This is a genomic window from Streptomyces sp. NBC_00557, assembly GCF_036345995.1.
GTDB lineage: Bacteria > Actinomycetota > Actinomycetes > Streptomycetales > Streptomycetaceae > Streptomyces.
In genome coordinates this window covers 643,217-658,409 of record NZ_CP107796.1, presented here as the reverse complement: position 1 = coordinate 658,409, position 15,193 = coordinate 643,217, and the positions used below count along the sequence as shown (strand labels likewise).

General features: G+C 73.8%; 12 protein-coding genes and 1 pseudogene. 7 read left to right on the top strand and 6 right to left on the bottom strand.

Features of this window, described 5'->3' with window-relative positions:
* Positions 1-173: 173 nt before the first annotated feature.
* Complete coding sequence (locus OG956_RS02300) at positions 174-1,382, bottom strand: EfeM/EfeO family lipoprotein (protein WP_330336224.1); 1,209 nt, start codon at positions 1,380-1,382, stop codon at positions 174-176.
* Positions 1,383-1,596: 214 nt separating this feature from the next.
* Positions 1,597-2,370 carry a polysaccharide deacetylase family protein gene (locus OG956_RS02295; protein ID WP_330336223.1) on the bottom strand — a complete coding sequence of 258 codons (774 nt, stop codon included), beginning with the start codon at positions 2,368-2,370 and terminating at the stop codon, positions 1,597-1,599.
* A 241-nt stretch (positions 2,371-2,611) separates the two neighbouring features.
* Between OG956_RS02295 and OG956_RS02290 the strand changes: the two genes are divergently transcribed.
* Positions 2,612-2,956, top strand: a complete 345-nt coding sequence (locus OG956_RS02290) for a hypothetical protein (protein WP_330336222.1) — start codon at positions 2,612-2,614, stop codon at positions 2,954-2,956.
* A gap of 135 nt (positions 2,957-3,091) precedes the next feature.
* Positions 3,092-3,714: pseudogene (locus OG956_RS02285) on the top strand (DinB family protein).
* Positions 3,715-3,727: 13 nt separating this feature from the next.
* On the opposite strand, the gene OG956_RS02280 reads toward OG956_RS02285, so the two are convergent.
* On the bottom strand, positions 3,728-4,327 hold the full coding sequence (locus OG956_RS02280; RefSeq protein ID WP_330336221.1) for a TetR/AcrR family transcriptional regulator: 600 nt from the start codon (positions 4,325-4,327) through the stop codon (positions 3,728-3,730).
* Between the two features lie 109 nt (positions 4,328-4,436).
* Here OG956_RS02280 and OG956_RS02275 point away from each other — a divergent pair, with 109 nt between their 5' ends.
* Together OG956_RS02275 and OG956_RS02270 are read left to right on the top strand one after the other, a co-directional pair.
* Positions 4,437-5,285 (top strand): alpha/beta fold hydrolase, encoded by an 849-nt coding sequence (locus OG956_RS02275; protein ID WP_330336220.1) that lies wholly within the window; start codon positions 4,437-4,439, stop codon positions 5,283-5,285.
* Between the two features lie 143 nt (positions 5,286-5,428).
* Entirely contained in the window at positions 5,429-5,995 is a 567-nt protein-coding gene (locus tag OG956_RS02270; protein ID WP_330336219.1) for a dihydrofolate reductase family protein, read from the top strand.
* Positions 5,996-6,055: 60 nt separating this feature from the next.
* Here the strand turns inward: OG956_RS02270 and OG956_RS02265 are convergent, their stop codons facing one another.
* Positions 6,056-6,847, bottom strand: coding sequence for an SDR family NAD(P)-dependent oxidoreductase (locus tag OG956_RS02265; protein ID WP_330336218.1), 792 nt, complete (start codon positions 6,845-6,847; stop codon positions 6,056-6,058).
* A gap of 96 nt (positions 6,848-6,943) precedes the next feature.
* Here OG956_RS02265 and OG956_RS02260 point away from each other — a divergent pair, with 96 nt between their 5' ends.
* Positions 6,944-7,555, top strand: coding sequence for a TetR/AcrR family transcriptional regulator (locus OG956_RS02260; protein ID WP_330336217.1), 612 nt, complete (start codon positions 6,944-6,946; stop codon positions 7,553-7,555).
* Here OG956_RS02260 and OG956_RS02255 read toward each other — a convergent pair.
* Positions 7,532-9,460: a glycoside hydrolase family 5 protein gene (locus OG956_RS02255; RefSeq protein ID WP_330336216.1), complete on the bottom strand. Its 1,929-nt coding sequence runs from the start codon at positions 9,458-9,460 to the stop codon at positions 7,532-7,534. The two genes, OG956_RS02260 and OG956_RS02255, sit on opposite strands and share 24 nt — an antisense overlap.
* Positions 9,461-9,583: 123 nt before the next feature.
* Positions 9,584-11,650 carry a SpoIIE family protein phosphatase gene (locus OG956_RS02250; protein ID WP_330336215.1) on the bottom strand — a complete coding sequence of 689 codons (2,067 nt, stop codon included), beginning with the start codon at positions 11,648-11,650 and terminating at the stop codon, positions 9,584-9,586.
* Positions 11,651-11,831: 181 nt separating this feature from the next.
* On the opposite strand from OG956_RS02250, the gene OG956_RS02245 reads away from it, so the two are divergent.
* Together OG956_RS02245 and OG956_RS02240 are read left to right on the top strand one after the other, a co-directional pair.
* The gene (locus tag OG956_RS02245) at positions 11,832-14,291 is read left to right on the top strand and encodes a SpoIIE family protein phosphatase (RefSeq protein ID WP_330336214.1); all 2,460 of its coding nucleotides are present in this window, start codon (positions 11,832-11,834) and stop codon (positions 14,289-14,291) included.
* Positions 14,292-14,378: 87 nt separating this feature from the next.
* Entirely contained in the window at positions 14,379-15,185 is an 807-nt protein-coding gene (locus OG956_RS02240) for a maleylpyruvate isomerase family mycothiol-dependent enzyme (protein ID WP_330336213.1), read from the top strand.
* Positions 15,186-15,193: the final 8 nt, after the last annotated feature.

Genomic DNA, 15,193 nt, shown 5'->3' with positions numbered 1-15,193 from the left:
TGCCTCGTGCCGGTGGGGTGCCTGGTGCCGGTCGGTGCCGGGCCTTTCCGGTGCCTCTGGGCGGACCGTGCCGGTCCTGTCCAGTCCTTCGTGCGGGTCGGTGCCGGGCCTGCGGGGTGCCTGGGGACGGCCCGTGCCGGGTCCGTCCGTCGTCTCGGCTCGGTCGATGCCGCTCACACGGTCCTCCGCGGGTCGCACAGGGTCGCCACCGACGCCAGCCGCTCCACCAGGTCGCCGAACACGGCGTTCACGTCCTCCCGCTGTGCGCGGCCGAGACGGTCCAGCGGGGTCCAGGACCCTTGGTGGCGGAACCCGTCGAGGGTGTGCTGGGCGCGGTCGAGCTCCCGGCGGAGTCCGGGCAGGCCGGCGTAACGGGTTTTCAGCAGCGGCTCGATCCGGGACAGCACCTCGCGGGTGCCGTCCAGATTGGCGCGGGCGGTGGCGAGGTTGCTGCCGCTGCCGTAGTCGGTGCGGCCGGTCAGCTCGAACTGCACGGTGTTCTCCAGGATCTCGTGCGCGCGCAGCCCCAGCTGGGCGGGGTCCATGCGGGCCTGCGACCAGGTGCCGCGCAGCCCGGTCAGGGCCTTCACCAGCGCCGCCGCCGGGGCGCGCAGCCCGGCGGCCGACTCACCGTGCCACAGCCCGTACTCGACGCGGTGGAAGCCGGCGAAGTCCTTGTCGTGCACCCCGCCGGGCAGGCCGGCGTCGGTGCCGTTGATCGCCGCGTCGGCGTCGCCGAAGGCGTCGTACGCCGCGCCCAGCCGCTCGTACTCCAGGTGCGCGGGCAGCCAGGCCGACCGGGCGGCGGCCAGATCGCCCCGGTCGATCGCGTCCCGGAGTCTCGTCGTCAGCCGGACGGCCTCGTCGAGTCCCCCGCCGACCCACTTCTGGTAGGCGAGGGCGGGCGGGATCAGATCGTGCTCCGAGACCGGCGCGGCGCCCGGTCCGCGCTGCCCGCCGGCGATGTGCACGGTCGGCCCGGTGACGGCGTCGGCGTCGTCCGGCACGCACTCGAAGGCGTACGCGCCCTCGCCGAGGCGTACCGTCAACTGGCGTGTCGTACCCGGGCCGACGCCCTCCACCTCGCCGTACACCGTCTGGCTGCCGGGATCCTCCAGGTACACCTCGGCGGCGGCGTCGGAGGTGTTGTGCAGGTCGAAGGTGTGCACCCCGGGCGCGGACCGGGTCCAGCCGCGGCCGCAGCGGCTCTCCGACACGTCGACGACGATGTGCCCGGAGGAGTGCCCGGCGGCCCGTCCGGGCCGTGTCCCGCCGAGGGAGAACGCCAGCAGCGTGCCCGCGAGGGTCACGGCGAGGACGACGAACACGGCGGGGGCCGTCCGGAGACGAACGGACCGCGTGCCGAGGCGAGGCAACGGCATGGCGAGCCTTTCCGGGACGACGTCGTACGCAGCGGCCTTATGGTAGGCATCCCTCCGGATCCGAACAGTCGTTCCGGGACTTCGGTGACCAAGATTTCCCCCGGGGTTCACCGGCTCGTGGCCGGACACCGCCGGGCCGCGGCGAAGAAGACGGCTCGCGGACCGGTGCGCCGCTGTGGCCCCGCGCGGCCGAAGACCCCCTTGGCCGGGCCGTTCAGCGCACCGGGAAGCCGAACGCGTACCCCTGCTGCTTCAGCCACGGCAGCAGGGTGCGCAGCGCGGAGACGGTCTGCGAGCGGTCGCCACCCGCGTCGTGGAACAGTACGGTCGGCCCGTTGGCCAGCTCGGTCTTGACGGTGCCGACGATGGCGGCGGCGCCCGGCCGCTCGAAGTCCTTGGAGTCCACGTTCCAGCCGAGCGGGCGCATCCCGTGGGAGGCCGCCAGGTGCCGGCTGTACGGGGTGAACGCGCCGCCCGGCGCACGGTAGTACATCGGTCGTACGCCACCCGACGCCTGCGTGATCTGGCGCTCCGCCTGAAGGATCTCCTGCGACTGGTAGGCCTCGGGCTTCTTGTCCATCGTGGTGTCGTGCGACACCGTGTGGTCGCACAGCCGGTGCCCGGCGGCCACCACCTGGCGGACCAGTTCCGGATGCGCCGCGGCCTGCGGGCCGATCATGCAGAACGTCGCCTTCACGCCGTTCTCCCGCAGCACTTGGAGCACCTGCGGGGTCCACACCGGGTCCGGGCCGTCGTCGATGGTGATGTTGACCGCGTGCGCGCCGCCGTCCGAGGCGTGGACGATCTCGGCGGACACCGGCGCCGCCGCCGGCGCGGTGTGCCGGGCCGCGGCGCCCGGCCGGGACGTGCCGCCGCCCGGCTGGCCCGCCTGCGCCGTCCACACCGAGGTGGCGGCCGCCACCGCGGTGACCCCGACCGCCGCCGCGACCATCCTGCCGTACCAGCCCCGTCCCGTGTGACGCGCCATGCCCCGCCCCGTTTCCTGCCGTGTCCCTGTGCTGTTGTGCACCCGTTCCGTGCACCTGTCAGGACGGCCGGGGTTGATCGCGGGATCCGGCTGTTACCGATCACGGACAATTCCGGGGCGTCCTCGCGACAGATGCCGTGGAGCCCAACGGCGCGCAGGGGGCGGAGGACACCGCGGAGAACGGGGGACCCCGTGTCGTACGACCGACGGACCGGCCAGCCCCGAGGACGGGGTGCTCCCGATGCCGCCCACCGGCGGTGTCCTGCTCACCGCCGCGCAGCTGCAGTGGGTGCCCGCGGCGCAGAACCGGCCGGTGATGCTGTTCGTCCTGGTGTTCGTCGTGCCCCTGGAGCTGGTCTCCGGCCTGCTGGCGTTCCTGGCCCGCGACGGCGGCGCCGCTGCGCCCTGTCCGTGCTGGGCTGCGCGTGGACCGGCAACGCCCTCCGCATGGGCTTCGCCCGCACGGTCACGCACTACTGGGGCAACGGAGTTGGTGATCGTGGACGACACCGGCCACACCACCGGGGCGCCCGGGATGGCGCAGGCGCTGGTCGCCGCCACCGACCGGTACGCGGCACGCCGCTGACCCCTGAAGGGAACCTCCGGCGCCGGGCCGCAGGGTGAAAAACGGGACGCGCCTCGCGGGGCGGCTGTGGCAGGCTGCGCGTCGGCAGCAGTCCGCCCCGGACCGGCGGCCGGTACCTCCAGCCAGGAGCCCTCGATGACGACGACACCGCCCCGGCTCCGCCCCCTGCTGGACCAGTTCGACTTCGCCTCGGAACGGCTCCTTCGCCGGCTGGCCGGGCCCTTCATGGACAGCGGCGACGGCGCGGACACCAAGGTGGAGCCCCTCACCGACGACGAGTACCTCTGGGAACCGGTGCCCGGGTGCTGGACGGTCAGGCCCCGCGCCGACGGGCCGGGACCGCGGGCGGCCTTCCTGGCCGGCGCGGGCCCGTGGGGGCGGGACGCGGCGCCGTATCCGCACCCCTGGCCGCCGCCGGTCACGACCCTCGCCTGGCGGCTGAGCCACCTCACCGAGATGGTCGCCATGCGCGCCGGCCACACCGCCGGCAGCCGCTCGGCGACCCGGGAGAACCACCCCGTCAGCGGGGACGCCGCCGCGGCGCCGCTTTCGAGCACGGCGCCGCCGCCTGGCGGCGGGCACTGCTGAGCGCCGACGACTCCGCGCTCGACACGGTCGGGTACTGCACCTACCCCTACGGCAGCGACGCGGAGGAGCCCTTCCTCGGCATCGTGTGGTGGGTGAACGAGGAAGTGCTGCACCACGGAGCGGAGATCGCCCTGCTCCGCGACCTGTACCGGGCGCGGCGGCGGGCCTGACGGCCACCGCGGTTCAGGCCCCGGCCAGCGCCGCCCGTACGATCGCCGCGGCCGCCGTACCCGCCGCCCGCACCGGTTCGGCGCTGCGCGCGGCCCGGCCCAGCATGAAGGCGCCCTCCAGCAGGGCGATGACCGAACTCGCCGTCTCCCGGGCGGCGGGTCCGGGGATGCCGCCGTCGGCGTAATAGGCGGCGAGGCGGCCGATCCAGCTGTCGAACACCTCCGAAGTGGCCTGCCGCAGCGTCTCGTTGGTGCTCGCCACCTCCATGGCGACCGTCGCGATGGGACAGGGGTCGGCGAAGTCCAGCTCGGCGAGTGTGCCGGCCGCGGCGGCGAAGGCGTCGGCGGTGGCCGCCACCCGGTCCTCGTACGGCGCCATCAGCGTGGTGATCAGGTCCAGGTAGCCGGCCCCGGAGGTACGGATCACCTCCTCGCCCAGCTGGGCCTTGCCGCCGGGAAAGAAGTGGTAGATCGAGCCGAACGGCGCACCCGCGGCCTCGGCGATCTGCTTCATCCCGGTGCCCGTGTAGCCCGAGCGCCGGAACAACTCGGTCCCGGCCTGCAGGATCCGCCGCCGGGTCTCGTGGGTGCTGACAGTCCTGCCGTCGCTCACGGTGGCACCTCCGGTAAGCCGCTGTCGCCCGAGCGTGTCGGCGCCTATTCTGTCACTAGAACGATCTATCAAGAGACGCGAGGCGGCCGACCGGAGCGGAGGCGCGGGCATGCCGGAGATCGAGCTGAGCGCGGGAACCATCGACTACCAGGACACCGGAGGCGACGGCCCCGCCGTGGTGCTCGTCCACGGCCTCGGCTTCGACGAGTCGGTGTGGACCGACGTCCTCACCGCCCTGCGTCCCGGCTTCCGCGTCCTGGTCCCCGTCCTGCCCCTCGGCAGCCACCGGCGCCCCATGCGTCCCGACGCGGACCTCTCCCCGCACGGCGTCGCCCGCCTGCTGGCCGAGTTCATGGAACGCCTGGACCTGCGCGACGTCACCCTCGTCCAGAACGACACCGGAACGGCCCAACTCCTCGTCGGCGTACGGGACGAACGCATCGCCCGGCTCGTCCTGACCTCCTGCGAGGCCCTGGACAACTACCCGCCCGGCATCCAGGGCCGGATCCTGTACGCGGCCTGCAAGGTCCCCGGCGGCATCTTCCTCCTCCTGCAGTCCTTCCGCTTCCCCTTCCTCGCCCGTATGCGGACCTCGCTCGGCGGCATGGCGAAGAAGCGGCTCCCGAAGGACCTCATCGCCCGCTGGTACGACCCGCTCCTGACGGACCGTCTCGTCCGCCGTGACTTCGTGAAGTTCCTGCGCGCGACCCGGAAGGACTGCTACCTGGAAGCGGCCCGCAAGCTGCCGGGGTTCACCCGGCCCGCCCTGGTCGCCTGGGGCGCCGAGGACCGCATGATGCCGCCCGAGACGGGCCGCCGCCTGGCCGGACTGCTGCCGAACGCCCGCTACGTGGAGATCCCCGGCGCCCGCACCCTGGTCCAGCTGGACAACCCGGCGGCGCTCACGGAGGAGATCCGCCGGTTCGTGAAGGACAACCCCCTGCCCGGAGAGGGCTGACCCCCACGTGGGCCGGGGCACGAGCTCTTCACGCGGAAGGCGCAGGTTTGTCCCGGCGGTGTGTCGAAGCGCGCGCGTCCCGTTCGACGCTTGGACGGAGGCACGACCGGTGCCGCAAGGACGAACGTGAACGGGAGCCGACCATGAAGATCCGAACCCGCCTGGCCGTGAGCGTCGACGGCTATGTCACCACGCCGACCGGGTGGCCCGCCCATACGGCCGACCCCGCTTTCGTCTCCGGTGAGAGTCACGGGATCCGGGAGTTCCTCGCCGGCTGCGAGGCGGCGGTCATGGGCCGGACCACGTTCGAGCCCGCGCTGACGAACGACCGCTGGCCCTGGCCGGACCTCGACGTGTTCGTGCTCGCCTCGCGTCGCCCGGCCGGTACCCCCGACCACGTCGTCACCGACAGCGATCCGGAGCGGCTGCTGGAGAAGATCCGCGCCGCCAATCGGGGAGGCGACGTGCACCTCGTCGGAGGACCGCGCACCGTCCAGGCCTTCCACGCCCTCGGCGCCCTGGACACGCTGGAACTGGTCGTCGTGCCGCTGCTGTTCGGCGGCGGCATGCGGCTGACGCCCGCGATCGACCCGTCCCTCGGGCTCGCCTTCGCCGGCGAGCGCGCCCTGCCCGGCGGAGCCGTGGAGATCGTCTACGCGTGCCGGGGCAGCCGGCCCCCGCTGCCCGCGAGCCCCGCGAGCCAGCGCTGAGCAGGGTCCGACGGCGCGGGGGCGGCGGGAGCGGGCGGGGCACCGTCCGGCGGCGGCGCCTCAGCGGCTCTCGCGCTGCGCGGCCACGATCGTGTCCATGGCGGGCTCGACCCGCGCCAGTCGCTGCACGCGCTCGGCGAACCCCGGGAACTGCGACGCGACCTTCGTGAGGAACCGCAGCTCCGGCGGGGCCACGTTGACCTCGGCGAGATCGCGCTCGATCGCCCGGGTCACGCCCTTGCACACCTGCTGCGGTGAGACGGTGCGGACCCCGCCGGGGGTCGACGAGCCGGTCTTCGCGAACATGCCCAGGTCGCGCACGAAACCGGGCTGGACGATCGAGACGCCGACGCCCGTGCCGTGCAGATCCTGGCGGAAGGCCAGGGAGAAGCCGCGCAGCCCGAACTTCGTCGCGTTGTACAGGGCCGACGACCTGGTGGCGGCGATACCGGACAGCGATCCGACGAAGCAGACGTGCCCGCGCCCGGCGGCCACCATGCCGGGAGCGAGCAGCCGGGCGAGCACGGCCGGGGCCCGCAGGTTCACCGCCAGCGCCCGGTCCATCTGCTCCGGCGTGTAGTCGAGCACGTCGCCGCTGGAGGGCAGGGCCGCGTTGGCGATCAGGATGTCCGTGCCGGCCGCCTCCTCGGCCAGCCGCCGCACGTCGTCGGGGTCGGCCAGATCGGCGGGGATCGCACGGGCGCCGTAGCGCTCGGCGAGGGGGCCGAGCGCGTCGGCCCGCCGGCCGGTGAGCACGAGACGGGCGCCACGAGCGGACAGCTCGGCGGCGAGGGCGCCACCGATGCCGCCGGTGACGCCGGTGAGCAGAACGGTCGATCCGGCAATGCGCACGACTACCTCCAGTAACTGTTCGTTCGAACGAACGATAGAGAGGGGCGAGCTGCCCTGTCCACCGGCCGCAGCCCCGGGTGATGGAAGAATGCACGCATGCCGCACGCCGCCCACGCCGCCCCGACGCGCCAGCGCATCATCACCGCCGTCCTGCGGATCATCGGCGAGGACGGCGTCGCCGCGGTCACGAACCGGCGCATCGCCAAGGAGGCGGGCGTGTCCCTCGGCTCGGTCACCTACCACTTCGAGACCCAGCACGACCTGCTGCGGGAGAGCCTGCTGCACTTCGTCCGCGAGGAGGCACGGCACTTCACCGAACTGGCCGAGCAGTGCCAGACGGAGGGTCTGGCCGTCGAGGACGCGGCGTCCCTGGCCGGCCAGGTGGCCTGCGGCACGGCGCTGGACAGCGCACACCTGGCGCCCTTCGAGCTGTACCTCCACGCCGGGCGCGACGCGCGGCTGCGGGAGGCGGCGGCCGAGGCGTTCCGGGCCTACGACCTGCTCGCCGCCCGCATCCTCGGCGCGCTCGGCGTCCCGGACGCCGAGCGCCTGGCCGCCACCACGGTCGCCCTCGTGATGGGCCTGCAGCTGCGGCGGCTGGCCACGGGCAGCCCCGCCGAGGACCTGGCCGACGCCCTCCTGCTGCTGGTCAGCGGGGCCGCCGGCCGCCCGCCCGCGACCCCCTCAGGGGAGCCGGCGGCACAGTAGGGCGGCGGGACCCGGCCGGCTGCCCACCCGCGTGGTGAAGGCGATCCCGGCGGCGTACTCGTCGTCGGCGCACTGCCCCTTGTAGTCGCCGTACGCGAAGTCGCCGCCCGCCGCGCCGGCGGGACGCCTGTCGGACCGGTCGAACCACACCGTACGGCCCGCTCCCGCCAGCGGGTTGCGGGCGGGCACGCACAGGGCCGCCGACACCCGCTCCCCGCGCAGGCTGTACCCCATGAGGAAACCGCCCTCGGGGCACTGCAGTTTGGTGTACCCGGACGCCCAGTCGCCGCCTGCCGGGACATAACGCTCGTCGGTGACGACCGTCTGGCCGCCGGAGGCCGCCCGCAGATCGTCCGGACCGGCGGCGGTGCTGTCGGTGCACAGTCCGCGGCCGCTGGTGTGACCGAGACCGGCGAGCCGCAGCCCGTCCGGGCAGGCGGCCTTGTACGCGCCGGGATCCCAGTCGCCCGCGGCCCGCACGCGCACCGACTCCACGGCGTCCCCGTGGTCGACGGACAGCATCCGCCACAGGGGGACGGCCGCCACCGGCCCGGTCGCGCTCGGCGCCGTCGTCAGGTGCTGCCACGCCGGCCCGCGCCAGTCGCCGCCGTCGAGGATGCCGGATCGCCGCCCCGACGCGTCGTACTGGAGCAGCGCCCAGTCGTCGTGGCCCGCGAATCCGACCAGCGGCCAGAAGGCGAAGTCGACGTCGCGGTCGGCGAAGTAGTCGGTGATGTTCCCGAACCAGGCGCGGGCGGCCGGGCCCGTCTCGCCGGCGCCCACGCCGAACTCGCTCACCCAGACCGGCGCGGTGTAGTGCCGGCCCGTCTCCTCGACGAAGAAGGCCTCGTCCTGGAGCGCCGCGTACAGGTCGTCGCGGCCGAGGTCCTGGTAGCGGGGGTCGTGGGTCTCCCCGATGCCGGTCGCGCCGCTGTGGTGAGGGCCCGTGTAGCCGTAGAAGTGCGCCGAGTAGACCAGCTTGCGGGCGTCGACGAGGGCGTGGGACAGGGTGCGGGCGGGGGTGAGCACGGGCCGGCCGTGGGGGAGTCCGTCCACGGGGACGCCGGTCCAGTTGATGCCTTCGATGACGATGAGCAGCCGCGGGTCGGCCTCGGTGAGGATGCGGTCGGCGGCGAGCCGGGCCGCCGCGTACCAGTCGTGGTCGTCCCCCGTGCCCCAGCCGGGGTCGTTCCACACGTCGCGCCTGACCTCGTTGTAGAGGTCGGCTCCGACGACTCCGGGCACGTCCGCGTAGCGGCGGGCCATGAACACCCAGTCGTCGGCCCACTGCCGGGCCGACTGCGAGCTGTTCCAGCGCTCGTTGCCGTCGATGCCGCAGCACCAGCGGGAGGTGTTGGTGTGGTTGTTGAGGATCACGGCGAACCCGCTGTCGCTGAGCGCCTCCACGACGGCGTCGTAGACCTCCAGAGGTGTCCTGCCCCTGAGTTGGGGATTGGCGGCGACGGCGCCGTCCGGGACCGGCGTCGTCGAGTGGACCATCTCGTTGGAGAACGGCAGCCGGACGGTGTTGATCCCCAACTGGTGGAAGTCGTCCATCAACCGGCCCAGCGGGACGCGGTCCAGGCCGAGCGGTATGCCGTGCGAGTCCTGGCCGGCGTGGTGCTCGGCCGGGTCGTCGGCGCTGCCGCTGCCCGTCCAAGAGCCCTGTGCGCCGTCCCAGTTGGCGCCCTTCAGCCGGAAACGCCTGCCCTGGCTGTCGACGATGTAGCGGCCCCGGGTCGACAGGGGAGGCGACCAGGAGGCCGTGCTCGCGGTCTCGGCGCGCGCAGCGGCCAAGGGAGCCGGCTGCCGCGGAACCGCGGCGGTCGCGGTGGTCGTACCGGCGGCGAGCAGGAAGGCCGCGACCGCGACGGCCGGGCGCAGGAAGGCAGGGGCTGTCGGCATCGGGGGAGCCCTCGGCTGTAGGGGGTCGGGGGTGGCCAGGGCGACGGTGTCGGCCCGGTGGGGCGGAGTGAACACCATGTGACACGGTTCAGGGAAGGGGCGGACCGGCCAACCGGGCGCGGCCTACAGAGCCCGCGCGACGAGCAGCGCCACGTCGTCGTGGTCGTCGGGATGGCGCAGGCCGTGGAGCAGCATGTCGCAGGTCTCCTCCAGCGGCCGCTGCGGCTCGTCGAGCAGATCCAGCAGCGTGTTCAGCCGGTCGTCGATGGCGTGCTGACGGGTCTCCACGAGGCCGTCGGTGTAGAGGACCAGCACGTCACCGGGGCGCAGTCCGACCGTCGTGGTCTCGAACCGGACGCCGCCGACGCCGAGCGGCGCCGCGGCCGGCAGCTCCAGGAGCGCCGGCGCCTCACCGGGCCGTGCGAGGGCCGGCGGCATGTGTCCGGCGTTGGCGACGCAGGCCTGCCCGGTGGCGGGGTCGTACACCGCGTACAGGCAGGTGACGATGTAGTGCTCCAGATCGCACGTGATCCGGTCCAGGTGCTGGAGCACCGCGCCGGGGGCGAGGTCGAGGTCGGCGTAGGCGCAGGTCGCGGTGCGCAGCCGGCCCATGGTGGCGGCCGCGTCGATGCCGTTGCCCATGACGTCGCCCACCACCAGGGCCGTCTTCTCCTGGTCCAGCGGAATGACGTCGTACCAGTCGCCGCCGACCTCGCTCGTGGCCTGCGCCGGCTGGTAGCGGGAGGCGAGCTCCAGGCCCGTGTGGTGCGGGGAGTGGTCGGGCAGCAGACTGCGCTGCAGGGTCAGGGCGGTGTTGCGCACGCTCTGGAACCAGCGGGCGTTGTCGATGGCCACCGCGGCCCGGCCGGCGAGTTCGGTGGCGAGGACCACGTCGTCCTCGTCGAACGGCTCCGGATTGCGGGTCCGTTTCAGGTCGAGCGCGCCCAGTACCTCGCCGTGGGCGCTCAGCGGCACGGCGAGGTACGAGTGGACACCGGCCTCGGCGAGCAGGGCGCCGGCCTCGGCGTCCCGGGCGATGCGCGGCAGATCGTGCGGCCCGACATGCTGGAGCAGAACCGGCCGCCCGGTGTGGACGCACAGCGTCACCAGCCGGTCGCCCTCGTAGCGGGCGACGTCGCCGGGGGAGTCGGCGGCGCGCACGGCCACCGTGGGGTGGGCCGCCTTCAGGGCGAGGGCGCGGAAGATCTCGGGGCCGTTGTCCAGCCGGCGCACAGGGCGGCAGGACAGGGCCGAGTCGAGGACGTCCACGGCGACCACGTCGGCCAGCGCGGGCGCCGCGATCTCCGCCAGTTCACGGGCGGTCTGCTCCACGTCCAGCGCGGTGCCCACCCGCGCGGAGGCGTCCGCGATGAGCGCCAGGCGCCGCCGCGCCCGGTCGGCCTCGGCGGCCGCCCGGTGCCGCTCGGTGACGTCGACGACCGAGACGGCCGCGCCCAGGACGCGGCCGCCGGGATCCTCCAGCCGGTAGAAGGACAGCGACCAGGCGCGCTCACGGCCGGGATCGACCGGAGGACGGCCCACGTGGAACTGGTCCAGCAGCGGCGTGCCCGTGGTGATCACCTGGCGCAGGGCCGCCTCGACGGTGTCGACGTCCGGGAAGGGCAGGGTCTCCCTGAGCCGGCGGCCGATGTGGTCCTCGGCGCGCAGTCCGTCGATCCGCTCCAGCGCCGGATTGACCAGGAGATACCGCAGATCGGGATCGAGCAGGGCCAGACCGATGGGGGACTGGTTGATCAGCCGCTCGCACAGGGCGAGGTCGGTCTCGACCCGCTGCAGCAGGGTGTGGTCGGCCGCGATCCCCAGCGCGTAGACGTCCCCCTGGTCGTCCAGCAGCCGCATGGTCCGGAACTCCGTCAGCCGGCAGCTGCCGTCCTTGTGCCGCACGGGGAACGCTCCGGCCCAGCCCCGGCCGGTCTCCAGGACCTCGGCGAACAGGCTCATCACGGCCTGCAGATGCTCCGGGTGCACGAGCAGCGGCGCCGCGGGCCTGCCGAGGGCCTCCTGCGAGGAGTAGCCGAAGAGCTCCTCGGCCTGCGGGGTCCAGAAGACGATGCGCCCGCGGGTGTCCAGGGCGACCGCGGCCACGCTCAGCACGTCCAGCAGCCCGGTCGGCGGGGGCAGCCCCTCCCCCCGCTCCTCGTTGCCGGCTTCAAAGGAGTCCACAGCCATGCCGGTGCTCACCTCCAGCGGGCGGACGGCGCGCGGGCGCCGACGACCGGTGTTTCCATGGTCCCCCTGGCACCCGCCCGGCCCAACCGGAGGGCGAGGAGCCCGGGCTCACCGGTCCCCGCCCTCGCATCCTTGCACATCGACGAACAAACAGGCCCATAGTGGTGTATGGGTGGATCTGATGGACAGTGCGCGTGAGAACTCCGGCGCGGCCACGCCCCGGGGGCCGGACGACGCCTTCGACGCGTCCGGCGACGCGGCCGCGGTGATATCGGAACGCGGCATCGTGGTCGGCTGGACCCGTGGCGCCGAGGCGTTGCTGGGCCACGCGGCACAGGACGTCGTCGGCGTCTCCGCTGCGCGTCTGCTCGTCACGGCCGAGGACCCGGTGCGGCTCGCCGGCATCGTGGAGCGGTGCCGTGCCGGGAACGGCTGGAGCGGGCAGATCGCCGTACGGCACCGGGACGGCCACGGCGCCGACGTCCAGCTGCGGGTCTCGGCGCCGTTCCGCATCGGCGACACCGAGTGCTTCCTGGTCTTCGCCCGTGGACAGGCGCAGCGGTGGACGATGGACCAGTCCGTCCTGAACGGCTTCCTGACCCGGGCTCCGGTCGGCATGGCGGTCGTGGACACCGAGCTGCGCTGTGTCTGGGTGAACGACACCCTCGAACGTCTCGGCGGGGTCCCCAGGGCCGAGCGGTACGGGCGGCGGCTCAGCGAGCTGCTGCCCGGGCTGCAGGCGGAGGCCCTGGAGAGCCTGATGCGCAAGGTGCTCGCCACGGGCGTCCCGGTGACCGACTACGAGTACGTCGGCTGGAGCTGGGCGGACCCCCACCGCCGGCACGCCTACTCGACCTCGTTCTTCCCCCTGACCGGCGCCGGCGACGCCATCACGGGCGTCTGCTACATGGTCCAGGACGTCACCGAACGCTGGAACGCCCGGCAGCTGCTCACCATGGTCAACGAGGCCGGCACCAGCATCGGCAGAACGCTCGACGTGATGCGGACCGCCCAGGAACTCGCCGACTTCGCCGTTCCCCGCTTCGCCGACTTCGTCGTCGTCGACCTGCTGGAATCCGTGCTCAGCACCGAGGGCCACGGGACCTGGCTGACCGACGCGGGACCGGCGCCCGCCTGGCCCGTGATGCGCCGGGCGGCCGTGCGCTCGGTGCGGCAGGGCAGCCCCGAGGCCGTCGTCCAGGTCGGCGAGCGGGTCGACTTCCTTCCGGTGCCCCGGGACGCACGGCTGGTCATCGACGGCGATCCGCTGCTCATCCCGGTCCTCGACCCCTCCGACAAGCTGTGGGCCACCCGGGAGAGCGAGCGCGCGGAACGTATCCGCGCCCACGGCCTGCACTCGCTCATCGCCGTACCGATGCGCGCCCGGGACACCGTCCTCGGCCTCGCCACGTTCGCCCGCTCGCTCAACCCCGTCTCCTTCGGCTCCGACGACGTCCTGCTGGCCCGGGAACTGGTGGCCCGCGCGGCGGTGTGCGTCGACAACGCCCGCCGCTACACCCGGGAGCACACGGCGGCCGTCACCCTGCAGCGCAGCCTGCTGCCCCCCGCCCTGACCGGCGGCACCGCCCTCGACGTGGCCTCCTCCTATCTGCCCGCCGACCCCACCGGAGGCGTCGGCGGCGACTGGTTCGACCTGGTCCCGCTGTCCGGCGCCCGGGTCGGCCTGGTCATCGGCGACGTCGTGGGCCACGGCATCAGCGCGGCGGCGAGCATGGGCCGGCTGCGCACCGCGGTGCAGACCCTCGCCGCCATGGAGATGCCCCCCGACGAACTGCTCGCCCACCTCGACGACCTGGTGTTCCGGCTGAGCGACGAGGAGGCGGCCGCCGGCACCGGCGCCCGCAGCACCTTCATCGGCGCGACCTGCCTCTACGCCGTCTACGACCCGGTGACCAGGCGGTGCGCGATGGCCCGGGCCGGACACCCGCCCCCCGTGGTCGTCACCCCCGACGGGCACGCCGGTTTCCCCGAGATCCCCGCCGGACCCCCGCTCGGGCTGGGCGGCATGGCCTTCGAGGCCACCGAGATCGAACTGGCCGAGAACAGCCTCTTCGGCCTGTACACCAACGGACTCATCGAGGGCCGCGACCACGACGTGGAGCGCGGCATGCGCCGGCTCGGGGAGGTCCTCGTCCGCACCGGCGAGGACCTGGACACCCTGTGCGGCTCCGCGGTGCGGCGGCTCGTGCCCGGGCCGCAGCACGACGACATCGCCCTGCTCCTGGCCCGCACCCGCACCCTCGGAGCCGACCGGGTCGCCTCCTGGGACGTGCCCCCGGACCCGGCCGCCGTCGCCACCCTGCGCGCCCTCGCCACCCGCCAGGTCGAGGACTGGGGCCTCGGCGAGGAACTGGCCATGACCACGGAACTCGTCGTCAGCGAACTCGTCACCAACGCCATCCGCTACGCCGCCCTGCCCATACGGCTGCGGCTGCTCCGCGACACCCGGCTGACCTGCGAGGTCATCGACGGCAGCAGCACGGCCCCGCGCCTGAGACACGCCAGGAGCACGGACGAGGGCGGCCGCGGACTGTTCCTGGTGTCCCAGCTCGCCCACCGGTGGGGCGTCCGGTACACCGAGGACGGGAAGATCATCTGGGCCGAGCAGCCGGTCCGCTGAGCCCGGACTTGCCTTCGAGCGCACTCCAGCACCCAGACTGTCCCCCGACAAGATCCGTGCCGAGCACAGAACAGGACGGCGGCAGCCATGACAGCGACGGACCGGGCGGGGCATCCACTGCCGTACGACACCTACCGCGAGGCCGTGGCCCGCGAGACCCTCCGCTTCGCCGAGGTGACCGAGGGCGCCGACCCCGCCACCGCCGTGCCCTCCTGCCCCGGCTGGACCCTGGCCGACCTCACCCGGCACGTGGGAGCGCTGCAGCGCTGGTTCAGCACCCTGCTGACCGGTCTGGTGCAGGAGCCGCCCCGCAGCCGCGACGTGGAGCTGGGCCTTCCGGACGATGCGCGGGAGCAGCCCGCCTGGGTGGCGGCGGGGGTGCCCGCCGTGCAGGCCGTCCTGCGGGACGTGGACCCCGAGGCGCCGATGTGGGCGTGGGGCGCGGACCGGCACGCGCGCTTCTGGGCCCGCCGGATGCTGTTCGAGACGCTGGTGCACCGGGTCGACGCGGAACACGCCGTCGGCCTGGCCTCCGCCGTCGACCCCGTGCTCGCGGCGGACGGCGTGGACGAGTTCCTGGTCAACCTGCCCTACGCCGGTCTGTTCGCGCCCGGCGTGACGAAGCTGCGCGGCGACGGCGAGATCCTCGCGTTCCGGTGCACGGATGCCGACGGCCGCCCCGGTGAGGAGTGGCGGATGCGGCTGGACCCGGACGGCTTCCGCCCGGTGGACCAGGAGACGGAGGAGCCCGCGCCGGTCACGGCGTCGGTGCGCGGCCCCGCCGCGGACCTGCTGCTCCTGCTGTACGGACGGCGCTCCTGTGAGGACCCCGCCTTCGAGGTCGCGGGACGGACCGCGGTCCTCGACAACTGGTTCGCCCACACCGCCTTCTGACCCGGGCC

Coding starts and splice junctions, on each gene's coding strand:
- OG956_RS02300 (WP_330336224.1), bottom strand. CDS start 1,382: ATGCCGTTGCCTCGCCTCGGCACGCGGTCCGTTCGTCTCCGGACGGCC.
- OG956_RS02295 (WP_330336223.1), bottom strand. CDS start 2,370: ATGGCGCGTCACACGGGACGGGGCTGGTACGGCAGGATGGTCGCGGCG.
- OG956_RS02290 (WP_330336222.1), top strand. CDS start 2,612: ATGCCGCCCACCGGCGGTGTCCTGCTCACCGCCGCGCAGCTGCAGTGG.
- OG956_RS02275 (WP_330336220.1), top strand. CDS start 4,437: ATGCCGGAGATCGAGCTGAGCGCGGGAACCATCGACTACCAGGACACC.
- OG956_RS02270 (WP_330336219.1), top strand. CDS start 5,429: ATGAAGATCCGAACCCGCCTGGCCGTGAGCGTCGACGGCTATGTCACC.
- OG956_RS02260 (WP_330336217.1), top strand. CDS start 6,944: ATGCCGCACGCCGCCCACGCCGCCCCGACGCGCCAGCGCATCATCACC.
- OG956_RS02255 (WP_330336216.1), bottom strand. CDS start 9,460: ATGCCGACAGCCCCTGCCTTCCTGCGCCCGGCCGTCGCGGTCGCGGCC.
- OG956_RS02250 (WP_330336215.1), bottom strand. CDS start 11,650: ATGGCTGTGGACTCCTTTGAAGCCGGCAACGAGGAGCGGGGGGAGGGG.
- OG956_RS02245 (WP_330336214.1), top strand. CDS start 11,832: ATGGACAGTGCGCGTGAGAACTCCGGCGCGGCCACGCCCCGGGGGCCG.
- OG956_RS02240 (WP_330336213.1), top strand. CDS start 14,379: ATGACAGCGACGGACCGGGCGGGGCATCCACTGCCGTACGACACCTAC.